The organism is Pseudomonas mendocina (assembly GCF_900636545.1).
Classification (GTDB): domain Bacteria; phylum Pseudomonadota; class Gammaproteobacteria; order Pseudomonadales; family Pseudomonadaceae; genus Aquipseudomonas; species Aquipseudomonas mendocina.
On sequence record NZ_LR134290.1, the window covers coordinates 1028191 to 1049797 of the forward strand.

At 63.6% G+C, this 21607-nt stretch carries 20 protein-coding genes; 9 read left to right on the top strand and 11 right to left on the bottom strand.

The genetic code is table 11. The features are described 5' to 3' along the window. Nucleotides 1–103: 103 nt before the first annotated feature. The gene (locus tag EL191_RS04640; RefSeq protein ID WP_041976859.1) at nucleotides 104–2329 is read right to left on the bottom strand and encodes a TonB-dependent receptor domain-containing protein; all 2226 of its coding nucleotides are present in this window, start codon (nucleotides 2327–2329) and stop codon (nucleotides 104–106) included. A gap of 229 nt (nucleotides 2330–2558) precedes the next feature. On the opposite strand from EL191_RS04640, the gene EL191_RS04645 reads away from it, so the two are divergent. Then, a complete protein-coding gene (locus EL191_RS04645; protein WP_041976862.1) occupies nucleotides 2559–3302 on the top strand; it encodes a 5-oxoprolinase subunit PxpA in 744 nt (247 codons plus the stop codon). 4 nt (nucleotides 3303–3306) lie between these two features. On the opposite strand, the gene EL191_RS04650 is transcribed toward EL191_RS04645, so the two are convergent. Then, nucleotides 3307–3597 carry a DUF2218 domain-containing protein gene (locus EL191_RS04650; RefSeq protein WP_013714054.1) on the bottom strand — a complete coding sequence of 97 codons (291 nt, stop codon included), beginning with the start codon at nucleotides 3595–3597 and terminating at the stop codon, nucleotides 3307–3309. A 53-nt stretch (nucleotides 3598–3650) separates the two neighbouring features. Continuing rightward, nucleotides 3651–4292: an NAD(P)-dependent oxidoreductase gene (locus EL191_RS04655; RefSeq protein ID WP_041976864.1), complete on the bottom strand. Its 642-nt coding sequence runs from the start codon at nucleotides 4290–4292 to the stop codon at nucleotides 3651–3653. A gap of 100 nt (nucleotides 4293–4392) precedes the next feature. On the opposite strand from EL191_RS04655, the gene EL191_RS04660 reads away from it, so the two are divergent. Continuing rightward, nucleotides 4393–5280, top strand: coding sequence for a LysR family transcriptional regulator (locus EL191_RS04660; protein ID WP_041977174.1), 888 nt, complete (start codon nucleotides 4393–4395; stop codon nucleotides 5278–5280). Between the two features lie 222 nt (nucleotides 5281–5502). Beyond that, a complete protein-coding gene (locus tag EL191_RS04665) occupies nucleotides 5503–6390 on the top strand; it encodes a PA4780 family RIO1-like protein kinase (RefSeq protein ID WP_017361368.1) in 888 nt (295 codons plus the stop codon). Nucleotides 6391–6476: 86 nt separating this feature from the next. On the opposite strand, the gene cueR is transcribed toward EL191_RS04665, so the two are convergent. From cueR to EL191_RS04680, 3 genes are all read right to left on the bottom strand, one after another. Further along, the gene (gene cueR, locus EL191_RS04670) at nucleotides 6477–6908 is read right to left on the bottom strand and encodes a Cu(I)-responsive transcriptional regulator (protein WP_013714058.1); all 432 of its coding nucleotides are present in this window, start codon (nucleotides 6906–6908) and stop codon (nucleotides 6477–6479) included. Next, complete coding sequence (locus EL191_RS04675) at nucleotides 6905–9274, bottom strand: heavy metal translocating P-type ATPase (RefSeq protein ID WP_041976867.1); 2370 nt, start codon at nucleotides 9272–9274, stop codon at nucleotides 6905–6907. Before EL191_RS04675 ends, cueR begins: the two co-directional genes overlap by 4 nt. A gap of 132 nt (nucleotides 9275–9406) precedes the next feature. Then, nucleotides 9407–9799, bottom strand: a complete 393-nt coding sequence (locus EL191_RS04680) for a hypothetical protein (protein WP_013714060.1) — start codon at nucleotides 9797–9799, stop codon at nucleotides 9407–9409. A 110-nt stretch (nucleotides 9800–9909) separates the two neighbouring features. Here EL191_RS04680 and EL191_RS04685 point away from each other — a divergent pair, with 110 nt between their 5' ends. Further along, nucleotides 9910–10107: a heavy-metal-associated domain-containing protein gene (locus tag EL191_RS04685; RefSeq protein ID WP_013714061.1), complete on the top strand. Its 198-nt coding sequence runs from the start codon at nucleotides 9910–9912 to the stop codon at nucleotides 10105–10107. 12 nt (nucleotides 10108–10119) lie between these two features. Here EL191_RS04685 and EL191_RS04690 read toward each other — a convergent pair whose 3' ends face one another. Further along, nucleotides 10120–10740 (bottom strand): TetR family transcriptional regulator, encoded by a 621-nt coding sequence (locus EL191_RS04690; RefSeq protein WP_013714062.1) that lies wholly within the window; start codon nucleotides 10738–10740, stop codon nucleotides 10120–10122. A gap of 124 nt (nucleotides 10741–10864) precedes the next feature. On the opposite strand from EL191_RS04690, the gene EL191_RS04695 reads away from it, so the two are divergent. The 3 genes from EL191_RS04695 (at nucleotide 10865) to EL191_RS04705 (ending at nucleotide 16419) form a co-directional block, all read left to right on the top strand. After that, a complete protein-coding gene (locus tag EL191_RS04695) occupies nucleotides 10865–12019 on the top strand; it encodes an efflux RND transporter periplasmic adaptor subunit (protein ID WP_013714063.1) in 1155 nt (384 codons plus the stop codon). Between the two features lie 5 nt (nucleotides 12020–12024). Continuing rightward, nucleotides 12025–15159, top strand: coding sequence for an efflux RND transporter permease subunit (locus EL191_RS04700; RefSeq protein WP_041976871.1), 3135 nt, complete (start codon nucleotides 12025–12027; stop codon nucleotides 15157–15159). 90 nt (nucleotides 15160–15249) lie between these two features. Beyond that, the gene (locus EL191_RS04705; RefSeq protein ID WP_041976873.1) at nucleotides 15250–16419 is read left to right on the top strand and encodes a Bcr/CflA family multidrug efflux MFS transporter; all 1170 of its coding nucleotides are present in this window, start codon (nucleotides 15250–15252) and stop codon (nucleotides 16417–16419) included. A gap of 9 nt (nucleotides 16420–16428) precedes the next feature. Here the strand turns inward: EL191_RS04705 and ypfJ are convergent, their stop codons facing one another. Together ypfJ and EL191_RS04715 are read right to left on the bottom strand one after the other, a co-directional pair. Beyond that, complete coding sequence (gene ypfJ / locus EL191_RS04710; RefSeq protein ID WP_041976877.1) at nucleotides 16429–17289, bottom strand: KPN_02809 family neutral zinc metallopeptidase; 861 nt, start codon at nucleotides 17287–17289, stop codon at nucleotides 16429–16431. Nucleotides 17290–17339: 50 nt separating this feature from the next. Next, a complete protein-coding gene (locus tag EL191_RS04715; protein ID WP_013714067.1) occupies nucleotides 17340–17774 on the bottom strand; it encodes a DUF411 domain-containing protein in 435 nt (144 codons plus the stop codon). 126 nt (nucleotides 17775–17900) lie between these two features. Between EL191_RS04715 and EL191_RS04720 the strand changes: the two genes are divergently transcribed. Next, a complete protein-coding gene (locus EL191_RS04720) occupies nucleotides 17901–18290 on the top strand; it encodes a DUF4345 domain-containing protein (RefSeq protein WP_041976880.1) in 390 nt (129 codons plus the stop codon). A gap of 5 nt (nucleotides 18291–18295) precedes the next feature. On the opposite strand, the gene trmA is transcribed toward EL191_RS04720, so the two are convergent. Together trmA and EL191_RS04730 are read right to left on the bottom strand one after the other, a co-directional pair. After that, nucleotides 18296–19384, bottom strand: a complete 1089-nt coding sequence (gene trmA / locus EL191_RS04725) for a tRNA (uridine(54)-C5)-methyltransferase TrmA (protein WP_041976882.1) — start codon at nucleotides 19382–19384, stop codon at nucleotides 18296–18298. A gap of 144 nt (nucleotides 19385–19528) precedes the next feature. Then, a complete protein-coding gene (locus tag EL191_RS04730; protein WP_041976884.1) occupies nucleotides 19529–20821 on the bottom strand; it encodes an NCS2 family permease in 1293 nt (430 codons plus the stop codon). Nucleotides 20822–21021: 200 nt separating this feature from the next. On the opposite strand from EL191_RS04730, the gene EL191_RS04735 reads away from it, so the two are divergent. Beyond that, complete coding sequence (locus EL191_RS04735; RefSeq protein WP_041976886.1) at nucleotides 21022–21573, top strand: DJ-1 family glyoxalase III; 552 nt, start codon at nucleotides 21022–21024, stop codon at nucleotides 21571–21573. The last annotated feature ends 34 nt before the right edge of the window (nucleotides 21574–21607 follow it).

The window sequence follows — 21607 nt, forward strand, 5'->3', positions numbered from 1 at the left end:
CGCATATGCGTGCAGTGATGCGGTGCCCTAGCAGTAAGGTAGACGGACGCGAGAATGCAAAACGCCAGCGCGAGGCTGGCGTTTTGCATTGGCTATATCGGGGTCAGAATTCGATGACTGCCGACAGCCACAGACGGCGACCTTCTTCCATCACCCCGGTGGTGGACTGGGTGCTCTGGATATAGTCCGTACCGTATGCCGTACCGTTGGCTGCACCACTGTTTGCGTAGGTGGTGTAGGCCTTGCCTTTGACGAAGTCCTTGTCGAGCAGGTTGTAGATCGCGGCGTTGAGCGTCACGTTTTCTGAGGCCTTGAACGAGCCCCCAAGGTGGAACAGGGTATAGGCCTTGGTGTTCTTGCCGAGGGTGTCGTAGATCGACTGGTTTGTGGAGTAGCTGCCGTTGGTGTTGGCCAGGTTTTCGTATTTCGAGGTAAAGCGAGCACGTTCGCCACGGTACTCGGTCTTCAGCCAGAGGTTGAGGCGATCAGTGGTCTGCCAGGCCAGCTTCGCATTGGCCAGGTGCTCTGGCGTATTGGTCAGCGGCTCACCCTTGTTGTCGCCGCTCTTCTGCTCGCTGTTGGTGTAGGTGTAGTTCGCGCTCAGCGTCCAGGCCGGAGCGAAGTTCCAACTGGCGGCCAGCTCAAGGCCTTGGGTCACTGCTTCGTCGATGTTGATCTGTTGCGAGCAGGTACCGGCTGGAAGCCCGCCACTTGCCGGATTGCCGCTGCACAGGGGATCAGTAACCGGATCCCCGGTGGCGATCTTGTCCTTGAACTTGTTATGGAACAGAGTGGCGTTGGCATTGAAGCCGGAGAGGCTGTCGAAATAGACACCAAACTCGGTGCTGGTAGTTGTCTCCGGTTTCAGGTCAGGGTTGCCGATGGTGATGACCTGTCCCTGGCTGGTGACACCATTGATGCCGCTATGCAAGTCATTCAGATCCGGAGTCTTGTAGCCACGGCTGATACCACCTTTGAGTGTCCAGCTGTCCGTGGTATTCCATACCAGATAGGCTCGCGGGCTGACATGGCCGCCGAAGGCTTCATGGTCGTCGTAACGTGCGCCCAACGTCAGGGCCAGATCATCACGCAAGCGCCATTCATCTTCGGCGAAGACTGCCCACGTTTTCTGTTCGAAATCATCTAGGGCGATGCCGTCGGTCATTTCGGCTTTCCACCACTGACCGCCGAGCGTCGCAACGTGTGAGTCGCCAATTGGCGCTACGAGTTTCGTATCGAGAACCAGGTTGGTGGTTTCCAGATCGCGATCATCACCAATGAGGGTGCCTGGAATACCGGAGCTATTGCCAATCACGTTACCTGGAATCGTGCGCCCAATCGTTTCGGTGCGGTTGTGCATCAGGCTGGAGTCCAGGGTCCCGAAACCCAGGCGCGCAGTGTGAGTCAAGGCGATCTGCTCGCGCTCGAATCGTAGCTCGTCGGCATAACCATTGGCGGTGGTAGCGCTGGCAGTACAGTCGCGGTTCTGGCCGTCGAGGCTGCCGAGCTGGCACTCGTCGTTGTTGTATTTCTGGCGGCTGCGCTCGATATCCAGGCCGAAATCGTGGTCCTCGTGAGGAGTAAGCGTCAGGCGTGCCCCCACGTTGTTGGTGCCACCGTCGACAGGGGAGGGACCACGCTTGCTAACTTCCGCGCCGTTGCCGTAACTCAGATCTGACTCTTCTCGATTGAACAGGCTGCCCCGTACCTGTAGGCCGAGCAGGTTGTCGATCAGCGGGCCGCTGGCATAGATGCTGGTGCTGCGGGTATCACCGAAATCACGATTTTCCTGATAGGTGTAGTCTTGGGTCAGAGAGCCCGCCCATTCCCTGCCAACTTTGCGGGTGATGATGTTGATCACACCGCCCATGGCGTCGGAGCCATAGAGAGTCGACATTGGGCCGCGAATCACCTCGATCCGCTCGATGGCCGACATTGGCGGCATGAAGCTGGTGGAGGTTTCGTTGAAGCCGTTTGGGGTGACGTTGCCGGCCGCATTCTGGCGTCGGCCATCGATGAGGATCAGGGTGTACTGGCTGGGCATGCCGCGGATGCTGATGTTCAGGCCGCCGGTCTTGCCGGTGCCCTGGCCGATGTCGATGCCTTCCACATCCCCCAGCGCTTGTGCCAGGTTGTTGTAGCGCTTCTGCTGCAGTTCCTCACGGCTGATTACGCTGATGCTAGCGGGGGCTTCGGTGATCTTCTGCTCGAAGCCGGAAGCACTGACAACCACGTCGCCCAGGGCGATGGGCTCGTTGGCCTGGGCGCCGAAACTGGCGGCCAGAGCAATGGCGCTAGCCAAGGCGGTACGGGAATTGAGGGCGGACATCGATCTACTCCTGGCAGTATGAGTGTGCAGGCGGAACGTTTGTGAACGGCCGGGATGATAGTGATTTGCATATAAGGTTCAATCGCGGGTGATATCGCTGAATGTTGCAGCGGGCTGGAAAGGCCGTAGCGCCTGGGCTGCGGGCAGGTGTAAATTTTGTAAATGCGATTTGTTCTTGAATGCATTCGTGGACTTTGCACATGCATTTCAGGCGCTCTAAGCTGCCGACATGAATCGTATTCTTCTCAACTGCGACATGGGCGAAGGCTTCGGAGCCTGGCGCATGGGCGATGATCAAATGGCCATGCCGCTGATCGATCAGGCCAACCTGGCGTGCGGTTTCCATGCCGGTGATCCGTTGATCATGGGGCGCAGCGTCGAGTTGGCTGTAGCGCACGGTGTGAGCATCGGCGCGCATCCGTCCTATCCCGACCTGCAAGGCTTTGGGCGACGTCATCTTCAGTGCTCGCCAGAAGAGGTGCGCGCACTGGTGCTTTATCAGATCGGGGCCCTGGACGCGTTCTGCCGAGCGGCTGGTTGCCAACTGGCTTACGTCAAGCCACATGGCGCGCTCTACAACGATCTGGTTCGTGATGATGCGTTGCTGATGGCGGTGCTCGATGCCTGCGCGAGCTATCGCAAGGGGTTACCGCTTATGGTGTTGGCGCTGGCTGACAACGGTCGTGAGCTGCGTCTTGCCGACGAGGCCGACGTCCCACTGATGTTCGAGGCGTTTGCCGACCGCGCCTATCTCTCGGATGGGCAGCTTGCGCCGCGCCGGCTCAGCGACGCAGTACACCAGGACCCCGAACGAATCCTGGCCCAGGCTCTGGCCATCGCCCGTGGCGAGCCTTTTGCCGATATCGATGGCAAGCCTCTCCACCTGCGGGCTGACAGCCTGTGCGTGCATGGCGACAACCCCGATTCGCTGGCGGTATTGCGTCGTTTGCGCGCGCGCCTGGATGCGCTCTGAGGGATCAGTCCGGTTGCCAGTCCAGGGTCAGCGCTTCCTGCCAGGCAAAGCGCTCGAAGTGGCTGGCAACGACATCCTGGAGGCGTTTCAAGTCATCACTGCTGGCGCTTTCCACCTGCAGGCGCAGGCTCTGATCTTCCGCCTTCAAGGTGGCCAGGCCTGCGTTGAACTCGATACGTCCCTGCTGCTCGTCGAAACTGACGGGAATCTTGTGTGCGAAGTGCTTGCACAGCCGGCTGATATAGCGCGCCGGGGTATCTGTGAGCACCACGGCGCTGCTGCTGAATGTATTCATGACAATTCCTCTGGGTCTTGCGTTCGCATTGGTCATTTGAGCGGCCGTGCGGTTCAGTACGCCAGGGTGAAGCGCTGGCGGATATGCTGCGGTCGTTCGGCTTCATCGATCAGCGCCACGGCCAGGTCGGCGACCGAAATGCTGCCAGGCTCGTCACAGTTCATCAGCAGTTCGTCCTGGCCCAGGCGAAATTTGCCGGTGCGCGGCCCAGGGACGAGTTGGGCGGCAGGCGAGAGAAAGCTCCACTCCAGATCCTGTTCGTCACGCAGCATGTTCAGCGCCTGTCGTGCGCCTTCGGCGCCTTCCTTGTATTCGGCGGGAAAGTCCGGCGTGTCGATTAGTTGCACGCCCGGAGCGACGTAGAGACTGCCGGCACCACCGACCATCAGCAGGCGTTTGATTCCGGCCTGCTTGCTCGCGGAGATGATCGAGCGGCTGCCGGCGATGAACTGCTCACGAATGTCCGCAACGCTCCAGCCCGGATTGAACGCGCTGATCACTGCGTCATGCCCACGCAACTGCTCGGCCAGCGCCACGCTGTCATGAACGTCTGCCTGAATGGCGGTGAGTTGCGGATGTGCGCCAAGTTTCTGCGGATGGCGTACCAGGGCCGTGACCTGATGGCCACGATTCAGGGCTTCCTGCAGCAGGGCTGCGCCGACATAACCGGTGGCGCCAATCAGAGCGATCTTCATGACATGATCCTTGAAGGGAGAGGGTTCATACATGATCGCTGCTGGATAAAGCCGGTAAAAAGTGGCTTTATGAACTTGAATAATTAAGTAGGGCTTCATGATGGAGCAGCTCAAACGCATGGCGCTATTCGCCACTGTCGTGGAAAAGGGCTCGATGGTGGCAGCGGCCGAAGCGATGGGCATGACGGCTTCGGCAGTCAGTCAGCAGATACGTCGCCTGGAGGAAGCCACTGGGGTCACGCTGCTGCATCGCACCACGCGCAAGTTGACCCTGACCGAAGCGGGCGCCGCCTTCTACGAGAGCTGCCGGCAGATCGTCGAACTGGCGCAGCAGGCCGAGCAGCGTCTGGCCGAACAGCGCGACGCACCTGTTGGTGAACTGCGCGTCGCTGCGCCGGTGGGGTTTTCTGGCCCCTTGCTGTGTGAGGCATTGGCTCCCTTGCTCGGCGCTCATCCGGGGTTGAGCCTGAGTCTGTTTTTTCAGGATGAGCAGATCGACCTGGTCGAGTCGCGTATCGACCTGGCTATCCGCGTCGGCCACCAGGAGAACTCCAGCCTGGTGGCCCGCCACGTGACTGACTGGCGCATGCTGCTATGCGCGGCGCCGGCTTACCTGGCCCGCGCCGGTGTGCCGGTCGAACCGCAGCAATTACTCGGGCTCGACTGGATCGGCCTGCATCTGGAACGCAGCCAGCACCTCACGTTGCATGGTCCGAGTGGGGCACAGCAGCGCCTGCGGCTGGAGACGCGGATCAGCTGCAACAACATCCTGGCTGCGCGGCAGTTCACCCTGGCGGGTATGGGCGTGTCATTGCAGCCCGAGCCGGAAATCCGCGAGTTGCTGGCGCGCGGCGAGCTCTTGCCGCTACTGCCGGATTGGCAGCTCGAGGCCATCGGCCTGCATATCGTCACGCCTCGGCGCGATGCGCAACCGGCCAAGGTGCGCTATGCCATCGAGGCGCTCATGCACCATCTGGTAAAAGCATGATGATCATCGTTGGCCTACCTCGGGGCCTGTTCAAGGTCGGCTGCGCGTCGGTCATGCTGCGTTGATATGGGGCTCAGATGCCCAGTACAAGCCGTAAACTGCGTCTGTTCAGCCTCTTCGTCCTGCCCGGCGCTAGCTCGCGAGCCTTTGAACAGGTTCCTGGCTGTGCGAGGATGGTCGGCAATCAATCTTTCCGTCAGAAAGGACCCGTGATCCACACCGATGAAGACGCCCAAACGTATTGAACCCCTGGTCGAGGATGGCCTGGTGGACGAGGTGCTGCGACCGCTGATGAGCGGCAAGGAAGCAGCGGTATATGTGGTGCGGTGTGGCGATGAGCTGCGTTGCGCCAAGGTCTACAAGGAAGCCAATAAACGCAGCTTCCGCCAGGCGTCCGAATACCAGGAGGGTCGCAAGGTGCGTGGCAGCCGGCAGGCGCGGGCCATGGCCAAGGGCAGCAAGTACGGGCGCAAGGAGCAGGAGCAAGCCTGGCAGAACGCCGAAGTGGCAGCCCTGTTCCGCCTCGCCAGTGCCGGCGTGCGGGTGCCCAAGCCCTATGACTTTCTCGATGGCGTGTTGCTGATGGAACTGGTCGGCGACGGTGAAGGCGATGTGGCACCGCGCCTCAACGATGTCGAGCTGCACCCGGACGATGCGCGTGAATTCCATGCCTTCATGATCCAGGAGATCGTCAAGATGCTCTGCGCCGGCCTGGTGCATGGCGATCTGTCGGAATTCAACGTGCTGCTCGGCCCTGAAGGCCCGGTGATCATCGACCTGCCGCAGGCGGTGGATGCAGCCGCCAACAACCACGCCTTCAGCATGCTCGAACGGGACGTGCGCAACATGGCCGAATACTTCGGCCAGTTCGCTCCCGAGCTTAAATACACCAAGTACGCCAAGGAAATGTGGGCGCTCTACGAGGCCGGCAAGCTGCAGCCCGATACGCCACTGACCGGCGAATTCGCCGAGCCCGAGGACGCCGCCGATATCGACGCGGTGATGCGCGAGATCAAGGCCGCCCTGGCCGAAGAGGCGAAGAAGCAGGCGCTGCGCAATGCCGAAGACGAGCCCAAGGACGCCGAGCCGACACCGCCCTGGATGCGCTGAATAGCGGTTGTCGGGGGGCTGCGCCTTGCCGTAGCCCGGATGAAATCCGGGGCGGTTTTCGCAGCCTCCCCCGGATTGCATCCGGGCTACAAGGTGTCTCCGTGTGCGCAACTCGATGTGCCGCAGCCCACGCCCTGCTCGATGCCCTTCAAAATCGGGCAGTCCGGCCGGTCGTTACCCTGACAGCTGTTTGCCAGCTCTACCAGCGTATCGCGCAAGGCACTCATCTCGGCGATCTTGCGTGACAGCGTGGCGATATGTCCCTCGGCCAGCGCCTTCACATCGGCACTGGCGCGTTGCTTGTCCTGCCACAGGGCAAGCAGCTTGCCGACTTCTTCCAGCGAAAAACCCAGATCCCGTGCGCGTTTGATGAACGCCAGGCGATGCAGGTCGCTGCTGCTGTACTGTCGATAGCCACTCTCCGAGCGCCCCGCATGGGGCAGCAGGTCGATGGACTCGTAGTAGCGAATCATCTTGGCACTCAGGCCGGTGTGCTTGGCAGCTTGGCCGATGTTCATGCTCGCGGTCTCCAGCGATTGAGCAGCAATGCGTTGCTCACCACGCTGACGCTGGACAGCGCCATGGCGGCGCCAGCGAACATCGGGTTGAGCAGGCCGGCGGCGGCCAGTGGGATGCCAATTAGGTTGTAGATGAAGGCCCAGAACAGGTTCTGGCGAATCTTGGCGTAGGTGCGCCGGCTGATGTCCAGGGCGGCCGCCACCAGGCGCGGGTCGCCGCGCATCAGGGTGATACCGGCGGCATGCATCGCCGCGTCGGTGCCGCCGCCCATGGCGATACCGACGTCCGCAGCCGCTAGGGCCGGTGCGTCGTTGATGCCGTCGCCGACCATGGCCACGGTGCCCTGCTTGCGCAGTTCGCCAACCAGGCGGGCCTTGTCGGCCGGCAGTACCTGCGCGTGAGGTTCGTCGATACCCAGCACACTGGCGACCGCAGCCACGCTGCCCTGGTTGTCGCCGCTGATCAGATGGCTGGTGATGCCCTGTGCACGCAGTTCGGTGATGGCGTCGGCCGCACCTTCCTTGAGCTGATCACCGAAGGCCAGCAGGCCGAGCAGGCGAGGGGCGTCACCGGTTTCGATCAGCCAGGACAGGGTACGGCCCTCGGCCTCCCAGGTGTGGGCGGATTCGGCCAGCTCCCCCACCTGCAATTGGTTTTCCTCCAATAGGCGGCTGCTGCCCAGTTGCAGGCTGCGACCCTCGACACTGCCAGCTATCCCACGACCGGCCAGTGCGCGGCTATCGCTGAGTGCCGGCAGGGCGATGTGCTGGTCTGCGCAGCGCTGCAATACGGCCTTGGCCAGCGGGTGTTCGCTGCCCTGTTGCAGGCTACCGGCCAGGCGCAGCAGTTCTGTTTCGCTGGATTCGCCCAGGCCGATATGGACGATGCGCGGTTTACCTTCGGTGAGGGTACCGGTCTTGTCGAAGGCGATGTGCTGCACCGCATGCGCCACTTCCAGCGCTTCGGCGTCCTTGATCAGGATGCCATGACGTGCGGCGACGCCAGTGCCGGCCATGATCGCGGTCGGTGTGGCTAGGCCAAGGGCGCAGGGGCAGGCAATCACCAGTACGGCGACGGCGTTGAGCAATGCGTTTTCCAAGGATGCGCCGAGCGCCAGCCAGCCCAGCAGTGTGGCCAGTGCGATGAGCAGTACTGCGGGGACGAACACCTGGCTGACCTTGTCTACCAGCTTCTGGATCGGCGCCTTGGCTGCCTGGGCAGCCTCGACCAGACGGATGATGCGTGACAGTACGGTCTCTGCACCCAGGGCGGTGGTCTCGACCAGCAGGCGGCCTTCGCCGTTGATGGCGCCAGCGGTGACCTTGTCGCCCGGCTGCTTGGCGACCGGCAGGCTCTCGCCGCTGATCAGCGCCTCGTCCGCATGGCTGTGGCCCTCCAGTACCTGGCCGTCGACCGGGAAGCGCTCGCCCGGCTTGACCAGGATGCGGTCGCCCAGCGCCAGGGCGTCGATGCCGACGCGCTCCTCGCGGCCGTCGACGAGGCGCGCCGCGTGGTCCGGGCGCAGAGCCTGCAGCGCGTGGATGGCGCTGGCGGTCTGGCGCTTGGCGCGGCTTTCCAGGTATTTGCCGAGCAGGATCAGGCTGATGATTACCGCCGAGGCTTCGAAGTACAGATGCGGCATGTGCCCGGTGGGCGTCACGGCCCACTGGTACAGACTCAGGCCGTAGCCGGCGCTGGTGCCGATGGCGACCAGTTGATCCATGTTGCCAGCACGGGCCTTCAGCGCCTGCCAGGCCGCGCGATAGAAGCGCGCGCCGAAGATGAACTGCACCGGTGTTGCCAGCAGGAACTGCGCCCAGGCCGGCAGCATCCAGTGCAGGCCGAAAGGCTCGACCAGCATCGGCAGCACCAGCGGCAGGGTCAGGGCGATGGCGGCCAGCAAGGTCAGGCGCTCACGCCGTAAACGGCGCTGAGCCAGATCGGTGGCCGGGCGTTCTCCGAGCAGTTGTGCTTTGTAGCCGGCGGCAACGACAGCCTTCACCGCCAACTGTGGGTCGAAACCGGCAAGTACCTGCAGGCGCGCCTTCTCATCGGCAAGATTGACGGCGACCTGGCTGACACTCGGCAGCTTGCCCAGTGCGCGCTCTATACGACCGACGCAGCTGGCGCAGGTCATGCCCTCGATACCCAACTCCAGCGGCTGGCTGGGCACGTTGTAACCGGCGCCCTCGATGGCGCTGATCAACTGCGGCAGGCTGCCGGCGGGCGCTTCGATACGCGCCTGCTCATTGGCCAGGTTGACGCTGGCGCTGCTCACCTCCGGTAATTTGCGCAGCGCGCGCTCGACACGACCGGCACAACTGGCGCAGGTCATGCCCTGAATCGGCAGATCAAAGGTGGTCATGGTTGTTCGGCTCCCTGTAGCAGGCCGTTGAAAAACGTAGGCCAGGCAGTTTTGCCAAGGCAGGTGGCTTTCAATGGTCTGGTAACGACTTGACTACAGGATCAACCTTGACCCCATGGCAAGGTCAAGCCCTCAGTTCAGTGTCGGCGCGGCATGCAGTCGCAGGCCATCGCTGCCCATGGCAATACGGTAGCGGCGCACTTCGCCGGCCTGCAGTTCCAGCGACTGACCGGCGAGCTGGTTGATACCGTCCTGGCAGGGACCGGTGCCGGTCAGGCCGAGGCGCAGCGAGACCTTGCCCGGCGGCAGATTGAAGGACACTGACTGACCCTGGTGCAGGCGTGCGGCCATCTGGTCATGCAGGTACAGCGCGACCTCGCAGGTGGTCGCTACTTCCAGGCGTTCGCGCGAGACGATCAGCACCGCATAACCTTCGCCCTGGCTTGTCGACGGCAACGGGGCCAGTGGTTCGGCCTGGGCCAGAGGCGCCAGCAGCAGGACAAGGGCAGAGCAGAGCAGGCGCATGGTGATGATCCTCGCAGGGGAATGCTAATGGCATGACGCAAGGGCTTGACCTTGCCATCGTGGCAAGGTTGAGACTACTCCCATCGACCACTGATCCAAGGAGTCAGCACATGCAACAGTTCAAGGTTAGCGGAATGTCGTGCGGTCATTGCGTGCGCGCCATCACCCAGGCAATCCAGGCACAGGATCAGGCGGCCAGGGTCGAAGTCGATCTGGCCGCGGGGCTTGTGCGCGTGCAGGGCGAGCTGGATGCAGCGCGGATACAGGCCGCCATTCGTGAAGAGGGTTACGAGGTCACGCCTGCCTAGGCCCCTGATTGGCTAAGGCCACTGCCGCAGCAGGCCGCGAAAGCAGCTGTCGATCATGGCCGGGGTGTCGGTCTGCGCATCGAACAGATTGGGATCGCGCAGCCAGTCGCTGAACAGGCCGACGATCAGGGCGTGCAACGTGCGCGAGGCCAGGCGCGGGGTGATGCCCGGCTGCAGATGCGGCTGCACGGCCGGCAGGGCGAACTGTTGTTCGCACAGGGCGATGAACTGGTTGACGAAGGTCTCGTGGCGCTCCTCGGCCTCACGCAGGTCTTCGGTGAACTCGCAGCGGCGCAGCAGCACGGTGAGGATGCGCCGCCGCTGTTCATCCAGCACCAGATTGGCCATCGCCTCGATGCACAGGTCGCGCAGCAGCTGCAGCGATGACAGGCCATCGACTGCCGCCAGCTGTTCGGCCAGTGGCTCTAACGGCAGGCGTACCTGATTGAGCATCTCGTGGAACAGATGCGCCTTGTTCTGGAAGTGCCAGTAGACCGCCCCGCGCGTCACACCAGCATGCCGGGCGATGTGCTCCAGGCTGGTGTGGGCGACCCCGCGTTCGAGAAACAGCTGTTCTGCGGCGGCGAGGATGGCGCCGCGGGTCTTCTCCGCGTCTTCTTTGGTTCTACGCATGGCGATCCGGGTAATTGGGACTAGGCTCAGGAGGTATCGAGTTTACCGATTTTGCCCCGTCTGCTGGTGGTGCGCTTCGCTGTGTCGCTTCTGCCCCGCGGCTAGCCATGGAGAGGAATGCCTCATGTCGTTCGTTCGCCTGAACCGTTTCTACCTATCCGCAACTGCAACGCTCCTCCTCGCGCTCGGTGCGCAGGCCGCCGACGCGCCACCTACGGCGGTGACGGTGGAGCGGATCAAGGTTGGTGAACTGCCCATCGTGCTGGAGTACCCGGCTCGCACGACCGGTTATCGCGAGGTGCAGGTCAGGGCCCAGGTCGGCGGCATTCTGCAGGAGCGGACCTATCTGGAAGGGAGCCGGGTGCAGAAGGACCAGGTGCTGTTTCGCATCGACGCGCGTCCCTACGAGGCCGCCCTGGCACGCGCCAAGGGCGCGCTGGCGCAGGAGCAGGCGCGCTTCCGGCAGACCGATCGTGATCTCAAGCGCATCCGTGAATTGCAGAAGAAGGGTTTCGCCAGCGAGAGCGAGCTGGACAACGCCATTTCCAATTTCGAGCAAAGCAAGGCCAATATCGAGGCGGCCCAGGCCGAGGTGCAGTCGCGTCAGATCGACCTCGACTACACCACGGTGAAGGCGCCGATCACCGGCATGACTAGCAAGGAGAGCGTTTCCGAGGGCAGCCTGATCGTTGCCGGCGACCCCAGTGCCAGCCTGCTGACGCAGATCACCCAGCTCGATCCGATTTTCGTCAACTTCGCCTATCCGGACGCCGAGGCCGAGCGCCTGCGGCGTGAGCTGTCCGAAGGCAGCCTGGTACCGCCAAGTAGCGGCAAGCTCAGTATCGAAGTCTATTTCGGTGACGGCTCGGCCTATCCGACGGCGGGCGAGGTGGACTTCACCGACAGCCTGATCGACCGCGGCACCGGCACCGTCAGCGCTCGTGGCGTGGTACCCAATCCGGAGCAGGAACTGCTGCCGGGGCAGTTCGTACGGGTGAAGGTCAAGGGCCTGACTCGTCCCAATGCCATCACCGTGCCGGAGCGTGCCGTCGCTCAGGGACCGCGCGGCACCTTTGTCTATGTAGTGGACGAGCAGAATGTCGCGCGGATGCGTCAGGTCAACACGGGCGACACGGCGGGCGGACGCTGGTTGATCCTCTCCGGCGTCAGTGATGGTGAACGGGTGATCGTCGATGGTCTGGCCAAGGTGCGGCCGGACAGCCCGGTCAAGGTCGAGGAGGCGAAGGCAGCCACGCCCGCCAGTCCGGCGCAGGAGTAAAGGCCATGATCTCGCGCTTTTTCATCGACCGTCCGGTATTCGCCACCGTCATCTCCATCGTCATCGTGCTCGCCGGCCTGGCGGCGATGCGCGCACTGCCCATCGCCCAGTACCCGGAAATCCTGCCGCCGCAGGTGTCGGTCAGCGCCGCCTATCCCGGGGCCAGCTCGCAGGTGATCGCCGAAACCGTGGCAGCGCCGCTGGAGCAGGAGATCAACGGCGTCGAGAACATGATCTACCAGCTGTCCAACTCTTCCAGCAGCGGGGCGATGAGCCTGACGGTATACTTCGCGGTCGGCACCGACCCGGACCAGGCCACCATCAACGTCAACAACAAGGTCCAGGCAGCATTGGCCAAGCTACCGGAAGAGGTGCGCCGCCAGGGTGTGAAGGTCGAGAAAAAATCATCCGACATTCTCCAGGTGATCACCCTCTATTCGCCGGATGGTTCGCGTGATCCGATCTTCATCAGCAACTATGCGTTGATCAACGTCATTGATGAGCTCAAGCGCCTCAAGGGCGTGGGCGATGCCAGCCAGTTCGGCTCCAAGGACTATTCCATGCGTATCTGGCTGCGCCCGGACAAACTGGCGCAGTACAACCTCACGCCCACCGACGTGGTCAATGCCATCCGCGAGCAGAACTCGCAGTTCGCCGCTGGTAGCTTCGGCCAGCAGCCGCTCAAGGAGCCGCAGGATTTCACCTACACGGTCACCACCCAGGGCCGCTTCACCGACCCCAAGGAGTTCGAAAGCGTCATCCTGCGCACCGACGACACCGGCGCCAGCCTGTTGCTCAAGGACGTGGCGCGGGTCGAGCTGGGGGCACAGGACTACTCGCTGGTCACCACCCTCAATGGCCAGCAGAACGCCGCCTTCGGTATCTACCTGCAGCCCGGCGCCAATGCCCTGGATACCGCCGAGGCGGTCGAGCGCACCATGCAGCGTCTGGCCAAGCGCTTCCCCGAGGGCATCGCCTACAAAATCCCCTACGACACCACCAAGTTCGTCCAGGTCTCCATCGAGGAGGTGATCCATACCTTCTTCGAAGCGCTGGTGCTGGTGGTGCTGGTGGTCTTCGTGTTCCTGCAGAACTGGCGCGCCACCCTGATTCCGGTGCTGGCGATTCCGGTATCGCTGGTCGGTACCTTCGCCGGCATGTACCTGCTGGGGTTCTCCATCAACCTGCTGACCCTGTTCGGCATGGTGCTGGCCATCGGCATCGTGGTGGATGACGCCATCGTGGTGATCGAGAACGTCGAACGGGTAATGCGCACCGAAAACCTCAATGCGCGCGACGCCGCGATCAAGGCGATGGAGGAGGTCACCGGGCCGATCATCGCCATCGTTCTGGTGCTCTGTGCCGTGTTCGTGCCGGTTGGCTTTCTCGGCGGCCTGGCGGGGCAGATGTACAAGCAGTTCGCGATCACCATCGCCGTATCGGTGGTGATCTCCGGCATCGTCGCCCTGACCCTTTCGCCCGCGCTCTGCGCCTTGCTGCTCAAGCCCGGTCACCACGAGCCGGCAGCGCCGTTTCGCGCCTTCAACCGCTTCTTTGAAAAAGCCACAGAGGGTTACGGCGCGGGCGTGCGTTTCTTTCTGAAGCGTTCGCTGATCGGCGTGCTGCTGTTCGGCGGCATGATTGCGCTGATCCTGCTGCTGTTCGCGCGCGTCCCCGGATCCTTGGTGCCCGATGAGGACCAGGGCTACGTGATCAACGCCTACTACCTGCCACCGGCTGCCTCGCTCAATCGCACCGAGGCATTGACTGGTGCGGTGAGCCAGCAACTGATGGAGCATCCGGCAGTGCAGGACGTGGTGACCTTCGCCGGTTTCGACGTGCTCACCTTCGGTGTGCGCAGCAACGCCGGGGTGTCCTTCGTGCCACTCAAGGACTGGAGCGAGCGCACCACGGATGAACTCGATGCGCGTAACCTGACGCGCGAGTTCATGGGCATGGGGGCGGCGCAGAAGGACGGCCTGGTGATGTCCTTCAACCCGCCACCGATTACCGGTATGAGTACCACCGGTGGATTCGAGTCCTACATCCAGGACCGCTCCGGTAGCAGCGTCGAGCAGCTTGGCGAGAAGGTCCAGGCCTTCGTCGAGGCGGCCAGCAAGCGACCGGAACTGGCCGGCGTGCAGAGCACCTTCAGCGCCAATGTACCGCAGTACTACATCGACCTGGACCGCACCAAGACGCGTGCGTTGGGCGTCAGCGTCAGCGACGTGTTCACCGCCATGCAGGCGACCTTCGGCAGTTATTACGTCAACGATTTCACCCTCTATGGACGCACCTGGCAGGTCAGTTTGCAGTCCGAATCGCAGTTCCGTCGCAAGCCGGAGGATCTCGGCCAGGTCTACGTGCGTTCCAGCAGCGGCGATCTGGTGCCATTGTCTACGTTGCTGCGGGTGCGGCGCATCCTCGGGCCGGACTCCTACGACCGTTTCAACGTCTACCCGTCGGCCAAGGTGCTCGGTGGTCCGGCACCGGGCTACAGCTCCGGGCAGGCGCTGGCAGCAATGCAGGAGGTGGCCGATGAGGTGCTCGGCGAGGATTACAGCCTGGGTTGGATCGGCTCGGCCTATCAGGAGCTGGCCACGCAGGGCTCAGGCGCACAGGCCTTCGTCTTCGGCCTGATTCTGGTATTTCTGATCCTGGCGGCGCAGTACGAGCGCTGGACGTTGCCGCTGGCGGTGGTCACCGCCGTGCCCTTCGCGGTGTTCGGGGCGATCCTCGCGGTATGGCTGCGCGGTATTCAGAACGACGTGTACTTCCAGGTCGGGCTGGTCACTCTGATCGGCCTGGCGGCGAAGAACGCCATCCTCATCGTCGAGTTCGCCGTGCTGCTGCGTGCCGAGGGCAAGGGTATCTTCGAGGCGGCGCTGGAGGCGGCCAAGCTGCGTTTCCGCCCCATCGTGATGACCTCGCTGGCCTTCATCCTCGGCTGCGTGCCGCTGGCCATCAGTTCCGGCGCCGGTTCGGCCAGCCGCCATTCCATCGGCACCGGGGTGATCGGTGGCATGCTCGCCGCCACGCTGCTGGCCACCTTCCTCATCCCGATGTTCTACCTCCTGGTGGAGTCGGTAGCGCAACGCATGAGCCGAGGTGGCAAGGCCAGGCAGACAGAATCGCATTGAGTTGCGCGGGCCGTCGTTCGGCGGCCCGCGCTTTCGCAAGGCATCTGGTCGGTGAGATGATTAGCCGGCTAACAATGGTCCGGACTATTCATGAACCTGCGAACCCTCCTGATTCTGGGCGCGCTCAGCGCTTTCGGCCCTCTGGCCATCGATTTTTACCTGCCGAGTTTCCCCACCCTGGCCCAGCAGTTCGGCACCGATGTCGAGCATATCCAGCTATCACTGGCGGCTTATTTTGTCGGCATTGCCATCGGTCAATTGTTCTATGGGCCACTGGCGGATCGTTTCGGACGCCGCGTGCCGCTGCTGGTCGGGGTGACCCTGTTCTCCCTGGCATCGCTGGCCTGCGCCCTGGCTCCCAGCCTGGAATGGCTGGTGGCCGCGCGCTTCGTGCAGGCCCTCGGCGGTTGCGCCGGCATGGTCATCACCCGCGCCGTGGTACGCGATCTGTGCGATCCACTGGCCTCGGCCAAGGTGTTCTCGCAACTGGTGCTGGTGATGGGGCTGGCGCCGATTCTCGCGCCCCTGGGCGGCGGACTGTTGCTCAATACCCTGGGCTGGCCGTCGATCTTCCATAGCCTGGCGATCTTTGCCGGTTTGTGCCTGCTGGCCGTGCTGCTGTGGCTGCCGGAAACGCGCCCGCAGTACCTGCAACCTGCGCCGCTGCGTGGTGCGTTCGGCCAGTACCGAGCGTTGCTGGGGAATGCCCCGTTCATGGGCTACAGCCTGGCCGGGGGTGTCGCCATGGCTGGCATGTTCGCCTACATCGCCGGCTCGCCCTTCGTTTTCATTGAGCTGTATGGCGTGCCGGTCGAGCACTATGGCTGGCTGTTCGGCAGCAATGCCGCTGGCTTCGTGATCATGGCGCAGATCAATGCGCGTCTGGTGCGCAGTGGCGGCCCGGCGCTGTGGCTGCGGCGCATGGTGCTGGTGTACCTGGCCAGTGGCCTGTGCCTGCTGGCACTGGCGTTGTGGCGACCGGCGCAGCTGTGGCCGCTGATGGTTCCGCTGTTCATCTGCGTGGCCAGCCTCGGCTGCGTGCTGCCCAATGCCACGGCTTGCGCCATGGCCGGTCAGGGCCGTCATGCTGGCAGCGCGTCGGGCTTGCTGGGTAGCATGCAGTTCAGCGTGGCGGCCAGTGCTTCGGCTTTGGTGGCCTTCCTGCATGATGGTTCGGCCATGCCCATGGCGCTGGTGATTGCCCTCTGTGGTGCGGCAGCAGCCGGTTTCGCCTGGTGGAGCAGGCGTTTCGCGATCTGACCCGGCGCGTTACAGGCGGGCCGCCTTGAACGTGTCACAACGCCCCGGCTGGCCGCTGTCGAAACCGGTGCTGAACCAGCGCACGCGCTGCTGCGAGGTGCCATGGGTGAAGGCGTCCGGCACGACCTGGCCACGTGCCTGCTTTTGCAGACGGTCATCACCGATGGCGCTGGCGGCATTCAGCGCCTCTTCCAGGTCGCCGGCTTCCAGCCAGTCATGCCGGCGTTGCGCGTGATGCGCCCAGACCCCGGCCAGGCAGTCGGCCTGCAGTTCCTGGCGCACCAGCAGGCCGCCATCACCCTCTACGCGTTCGCCGCGCTGGCGCGCTGCATTGACCTTGGCCGACACGCCCAGCAGCGTCTGCACGTGGTGGCCGACCTCGTGGGCGATCACGTAGGCCTGCGCGAAGTCACCGGCAGCGGAGAAACGCTGCTCCATCTCGCGGAAGAACGCCATGTCCAGGTACACGCGCTGATCGCCAGGGCAATAGAAGGGGCCGACTGCCGAGCTGGCGAAGCCGCAGGCCGAATTGACGCCGCCGGAGAACAGCACCAGTTGCGGATCGCGATACTGCTGGCCGGCCTGCTGGAACAGCTCGCGCCAGGTGTCTTCTGTGTCGCCGAGAATGGCGCGGACGAACTCACTCTGTTGGTCATCGGCTGGCGGTGCGCTTTGTGTCTGCGCGACCTGTGGCTGGGTGGCCTGGCCGGCTATCTGGCCGAGAATCTGCAGCGGGTCCTGCCCGGTCAGTAGGCCGAAGATGACGATCAGCGCCACGCCGCCCAGGCTCAGGCCGCCACCGAGGCGCCGGCCGGAGCGGCCGCGCGCGTCCACCACGTTGTCACTGCGTCTACCGCGTTGCCAGCGCATGGTTGCTCTCCCGGGTTGCTGATCGCTGCAGTGTAGCCGTCGATGCAGGCTCAGTTGGCTGGGTAGTCGCTGAGCAACTGATCCTTGCGATCCTGATCCAGGCCGATGACCTGATAGGCATCGACACGGTCGCCATATTCCATGCCCGGCGACCCCATGGGCATACCGGGTACGGCAGCGCCGATCAGGTCCGCGCGTTCGCGCAGCTTGAGAATGTCCGCTGCCGGCACATGCCCTTCGACGAACTTGCCGTCGATCACGCCGGTGTGACAGGACGCCAGGCGTGGCGGCACCCCAAGCTTCTGTTTCACGGCGCTCATGTCGGCCTCGACATGGTCGTTGACGGTGAAGCCGTTGTCTTGCAGATGGCTGATCCAGGCCTTGCAGCAGCCGCAATTGGCGTCGCGGTGAACATCGATGGTCAAAGGCTCGCTGGCATGAGCCAGGCCGGAGACGAGGAAGAGGGCGAGCAGGGAACGACGCATGGCAAGGCTCCAGATGAACGAGCGCCCAGCATAGCGCCGCGGCAGGCACGGCCCAAGTGATTGCGACTATGCGTCGCGACAGGCGGCGCCTATGCTGCGGGAGTGGTCAATGTCCGGGAGCCGCTGATGCTGTTCGCTCGAATCGTTCTGCTGATCCAGATCGCAGCCCTTGCTCTGCTGGGGCTGGCCTACTTCATCCGACCTGAAGAAATGGCCAGTTTCAGCGGCGCCCTGCTGATGGGCAACGCCGCAGTGACCGAGGTGCGCGCCTACTACGGTGGTCTGCAGTTGGGGCTGGCTACCTATCTGGCGATGGCGCTGCTGCGCCTTGACCTGCTGCGGCCGGCGTTGATCCTGCTGGTGTTGCCTTACAGCGTGCTGGCGTTGGCACGCCTCGCCGGGCTGTGGCTGGACGGTGGTACGCAACAGACCTTCAATCTCTACGCGCTGTTGCTCGAAGCCGTTTCGGCCGCGCTGGCCTGGTGGGCGTTGCGCGTTATTCAGCGCGAGACGTAGCCGGCTCAGCGCCGCTCCAGCAGCACACCCGCTTCCATATGGTGGGTATAGGGGAACTGGTCGAACAGTGCGCTGCGCGTCACCTTGTGGGTGTCGTTGAGCTGGGCGATGTTGGCGGCCAGGGTTTCCGGATTGCAGGAGATGTACAGGATGCGCTGGAAACGTCGGGTCAACTCGCAGGTGTCTGGGTCCATGCCTGCGCGTGGCGGGTCGACGAAGACACTGCCGAAATCGTAGCTTTTCAGGTCGATGCCGGCCAGGCGGCGGAACGGGCGCACCTCGTTCAGCGCCTGGGTCAGCTCCTCGGCGGACAGACGCACCAGCTCGACGTTGTTCACGCCGTTGCCTTCCAGGTTGGCCAGGGCGGCGCCCACCGAAGTCTTGCTGATCTCGGTGGCCAGAACGCGGCGCACGCGGGTGGCCAGCGGCAGGGTGAAGTTGCCGTTGCCGCAGTACAGCTCCAGCAGATCGTCGTCGCGCTCGCCGAGTACGTCATGGGCCCAGCCCAGCATCTTCTCGCAGACCCGGCCGTTGGGCTGGGTGAAGGCGCCTTCCGGCTGGCGATAGCGGAACGTGCGTCCGGCTACGCTCAGTGCCTCTTCCACGTAGTCACGACCGATCACCAGGCGCTGACCGCGAGAGCGTCCCACCAGGCTGACGTTCAGTTCGGCGGCCAGTTTCTCCGCCTCGGCCTGCCAGGCTTCGTCCAGCGGGCGGTGGTAGGCCAGGGTGATCAACGCATCGCCGGCCAGGGTGGTGAGAAACTCCACTTGGAACAGCTTGAACGACAGCGCCTCGCTGGCCTGCCAGGCGGCGCGTAGTCGCGGCATCAGTTCGATGATGCGTAGGCTGGCGATGGGGAAGTCATCGAGCAGGATCGGCGTGTGCTTGTCGCCCGGGGCGAACATCGCATAGTGACGCTGGCCCTCTTCACGCCACAGGCGGAACTCGGCGCGCATGCGGTAGTGCTCGGGTGGCGAGTCGAACACCTCGGGCTCGGGCGCGGCGAAGGGGGCCAGCAGCTCGACCAGACGGGCCTTCTTCTCGGCGAGTTGGGCGTCGTAGGCGGCGGGGTCGAATGCGGGGCGGCTCATCGGTCACTCATGGGGCAGGAAAACGGGGCGCCATTGTAGCGATTCCGTTGCTGGCGTGCCGTGGTCATCGATCATTGGTGGTGCAGGACGCGGAGCGTCCTGGGAGGCGTTCCCACGCGGAGCGTGGGAACGATCCGGGGGGGATCAGGCGAAGTAAGCCAGCTTGACGATGAACAGGGCAGACAGCACCCACATCGCAGCATTCAGTTCGCGAGCACGGCCGGACAGCAGCTTGATGCCGGTCCAGGCGATGAAGCCGAAGGCGATGCCATTGGCGATGGAGAAGGTCAGTGGCATGGCCAGGGCGGCGACCACTACGGGGGCGGCGACGGTCAGATCGTCCCAATCGATTTGCGCCAGGCTGCTCATCATCAGTACGGCAACGAACAGCAGCGCAGGAGCCGTGGCGTAAGCCGGCACCGAGCCGGCCAGCGGGGCGAAGAACAGGCTGAGCAAAAACAGCGCGGCGACCACGCAGGCGGTCAGGCCGGTACGTCCACCGGCACTGATGCCGGCGGCGGATTCGATGTAGCTGGTGGTGGTGCTGGTGCCCAGCGCAGCGCCGGCCATGGTCGCGGTGCTGTCGGCCAGCAGGGCTTGGCCCAGGCGCGGCATCTTGCCGTCCTTGTCCAGCAGGTCGGCTTTCTGCGCCACGCCCACCAGGGTGCCGGAGGTGTCGAACAGGTCGACGAAGAGGAAGGCGAAGATCACGCTGATCAGGCCGATATCCAGCGCGCCGGCAATATCCAGTTGCAGCAGGGTCGGCATCAGCGACGGCGGCATGGAGATCACGCCCGGCAGTTCGGACAGGCCGAGCGCGATGGACAGGCCGGTGACCAGCAGGATGCCGATCATCACCGCGCCGGTGACCTTGCGATAGGCCAGGGCGGCGATGACGAAGAAGCCCAGGCAGGCCAGCAGTGCGCCGCCCTTGCTCAGGTCGCCCAGGCCGACGAGAGTGGCCGGGTGATCGACCACGATGCCGGCGTTCTTCAGCGCGATGATCGCCAGGAACAGGCCGATGCCGGCGGCGATGCCGGCGCGCAGGGCCAGGGGGATGCTGTTGATGATCCACTCGCGGATCTTGAAGATCGACAGCAGGAAGAAGATCGCGCCGGAGAGGAACACCGCGCCCAGGGCGGTCTGCCAGCTGTAGCCCATGGTCATGACCACGGTATAGGTGAAGAAGGCGTTGAGGCCCATGCCCGGTGCCAGGGCGATTGGGTAGTTGGCCAACAGGCCCATCACCAGCGAGCCGATGGCGGCGGCCAGGCAGGTCGCGACGAATACCGCGCCGTGGTCCATGCCGGTCTCGGCCAGCATGTTGGGGTTGACGAAGAGGATGTAGGCCATGGTCAGGAAGGTGGTGACCCCGGCCAGGATCTCGGTGCGCACCGTGGTGTTGTGGGCTTTGAGTTGGAACAGTCTTTCCAGCATGGTGGCTCCCCGAGGCGCGAACGCGCCGAAATTGGTCTGCAGACAGCAAAGCACATTCGTCCGAACGGGCCGGAAAATTGCTCGATCTTGCAAAAGCCGCGCATCATACCAGCAAGGTTTTACCGGGTGAATTTATGGTCTTTTCGGCCTTTTCATGACCGGCCGGACAGTTTCGTTTTGTGCCTGGAGGAGTTGAAAACATGAGCAAGCGAGCGTTGATTGCCGTCGCCGATGGCGTCGAGGATCTGGAGTGCGTGACCCTGATCGACGTGCTGCGCCGCGCCGATGTGGAGGTGCTGGTGGCGAGCATCGAGGAGCGGCGGATGATCACCTGCGCCCGTGGCACGCGTTTGACGGCCGACGCCATGCTGGTCGACGTACTGGCGCAGGACTTCGACCTGATCGTGCTGCCTGGCGGTATGCCTGGTGCTCAGCGTCTGGCTGACTTCGAGCCGCTGGCCGAACGGGTGCGCAGGCAGGCCAAGGCCGGGGAACTGTTCGCCGCCATCTGCGCTGCACCTGCGTTGGTGTTGCAGAATTACGGCGTGCTCAGGCAGCGACGGATGACCTGCTACCCGGCGTTCAGTGATCGGCTGAGTGGTTGCACTTTCGTCGACGAGGCGGTGGTGGTCGATGGCAACTGCATTACCAGCCAGGGCCCGGGAACGGCGTTGGCCTTTGCCCTGACTCTGGTGGAGCAGTTGGTCGGGCGCGGCACGCGCAGCGAGGTGGCCAAGGCGATGCTGGTCTAGCAACCGGTGAGAGGGCTGGTGCACATAGCGCACT

Excerpts from the sequence above, each read along its gene's own strand:
- EL191_RS04640 (WP_041976859.1), bottom strand. The coding sequence starts at position 2,329 with ATGTCCGCCCTCAATTCCCGTACCGCCTTGGCTAGCGCCATTGCTCTG.
- EL191_RS04645 (WP_041976862.1), top strand. The coding sequence starts at position 2,559 with ATGAATCGTATTCTTCTCAACTGCGACATGGGCGAAGGCTTCGGAGCC.
- EL191_RS04650 (WP_013714054.1), bottom strand. The coding sequence starts at position 3,597 with ATGAATACATTCAGCAGCAGCGCCGTGGTGCTCACAGATACCCCGGCG.
- EL191_RS04655 (WP_041976864.1), bottom strand. The coding sequence starts at position 4,292 with ATGAAGATCGCTCTGATTGGCGCCACCGGTTATGTCGGCGCAGCCCTG.
- EL191_RS04660 (WP_041977174.1), top strand. The coding sequence starts at position 4,393 with ATGGAGCAGCTCAAACGCATGGCGCTATTCGCCACTGTCGTGGAAAAG.
- EL191_RS04665 (WP_017361368.1), top strand. The coding sequence starts at position 5,503 with ATGAAGACGCCCAAACGTATTGAACCCCTGGTCGAGGATGGCCTGGTG.
- cueR (WP_013714058.1), bottom strand. The coding sequence starts at position 6,908 with ATGAACATCGGCCAAGCTGCCAAGCACACCGGCCTGAGTGCCAAGATG.
- EL191_RS04675 (WP_041976867.1), bottom strand. The coding sequence starts at position 9,274 with ATGACCACCTTTGATCTGCCGATTCAGGGCATGACCTGCGCCAGTTGT.
- EL191_RS04680 (WP_013714060.1), bottom strand. The coding sequence starts at position 9,799 with ATGCGCCTGCTCTGCTCTGCCCTTGTCCTGCTGCTGGCGCCTCTGGCC.
- EL191_RS04685 (WP_013714061.1), top strand. The coding sequence starts at position 9,910 with ATGCAACAGTTCAAGGTTAGCGGAATGTCGTGCGGTCATTGCGTGCGC.
- EL191_RS04690 (WP_013714062.1), bottom strand. The coding sequence starts at position 10,740 with ATGCGTAGAACCAAAGAAGACGCGGAGAAGACCCGCGGCGCCATCCTC.
- EL191_RS04695 (WP_013714063.1), top strand. The coding sequence starts at position 10,865 with ATGTCGTTCGTTCGCCTGAACCGTTTCTACCTATCCGCAACTGCAACG.
- EL191_RS04700 (WP_041976871.1), top strand. The coding sequence starts at position 12,025 with ATGATCTCGCGCTTTTTCATCGACCGTCCGGTATTCGCCACCGTCATC.
- EL191_RS04705 (WP_041976873.1), top strand. The coding sequence starts at position 15,250 with ATGAACCTGCGAACCCTCCTGATTCTGGGCGCGCTCAGCGCTTTCGGC.
- ypfJ (WP_041976877.1), bottom strand. The coding sequence starts at position 17,289 with ATGCGCTGGCAACGCGGTAGACGCAGTGACAACGTGGTGGACGCGCGC.
- EL191_RS04715 (WP_013714067.1), bottom strand. The coding sequence starts at position 17,774 with ATGCGTCGTTCCCTGCTCGCCCTCTTCCTCGTCTCCGGCCTGGCTCAT.
- EL191_RS04720 (WP_041976880.1), top strand. The coding sequence starts at position 17,901 with ATGCTGTTCGCTCGAATCGTTCTGCTGATCCAGATCGCAGCCCTTGCT.
- trmA (WP_041976882.1), bottom strand. The coding sequence starts at position 19,384 with ATGAGCCGCCCCGCATTCGACCCCGCCGCCTACGACGCCCAACTCGCC.
- EL191_RS04730 (WP_041976884.1), bottom strand. The coding sequence starts at position 20,821 with ATGCTGGAAAGACTGTTCCAACTCAAAGCCCACAACACCACGGTGCGC.
- EL191_RS04735 (WP_041976886.1), top strand. The coding sequence starts at position 21,022 with ATGAGCAAGCGAGCGTTGATTGCCGTCGCCGATGGCGTCGAGGATCTG.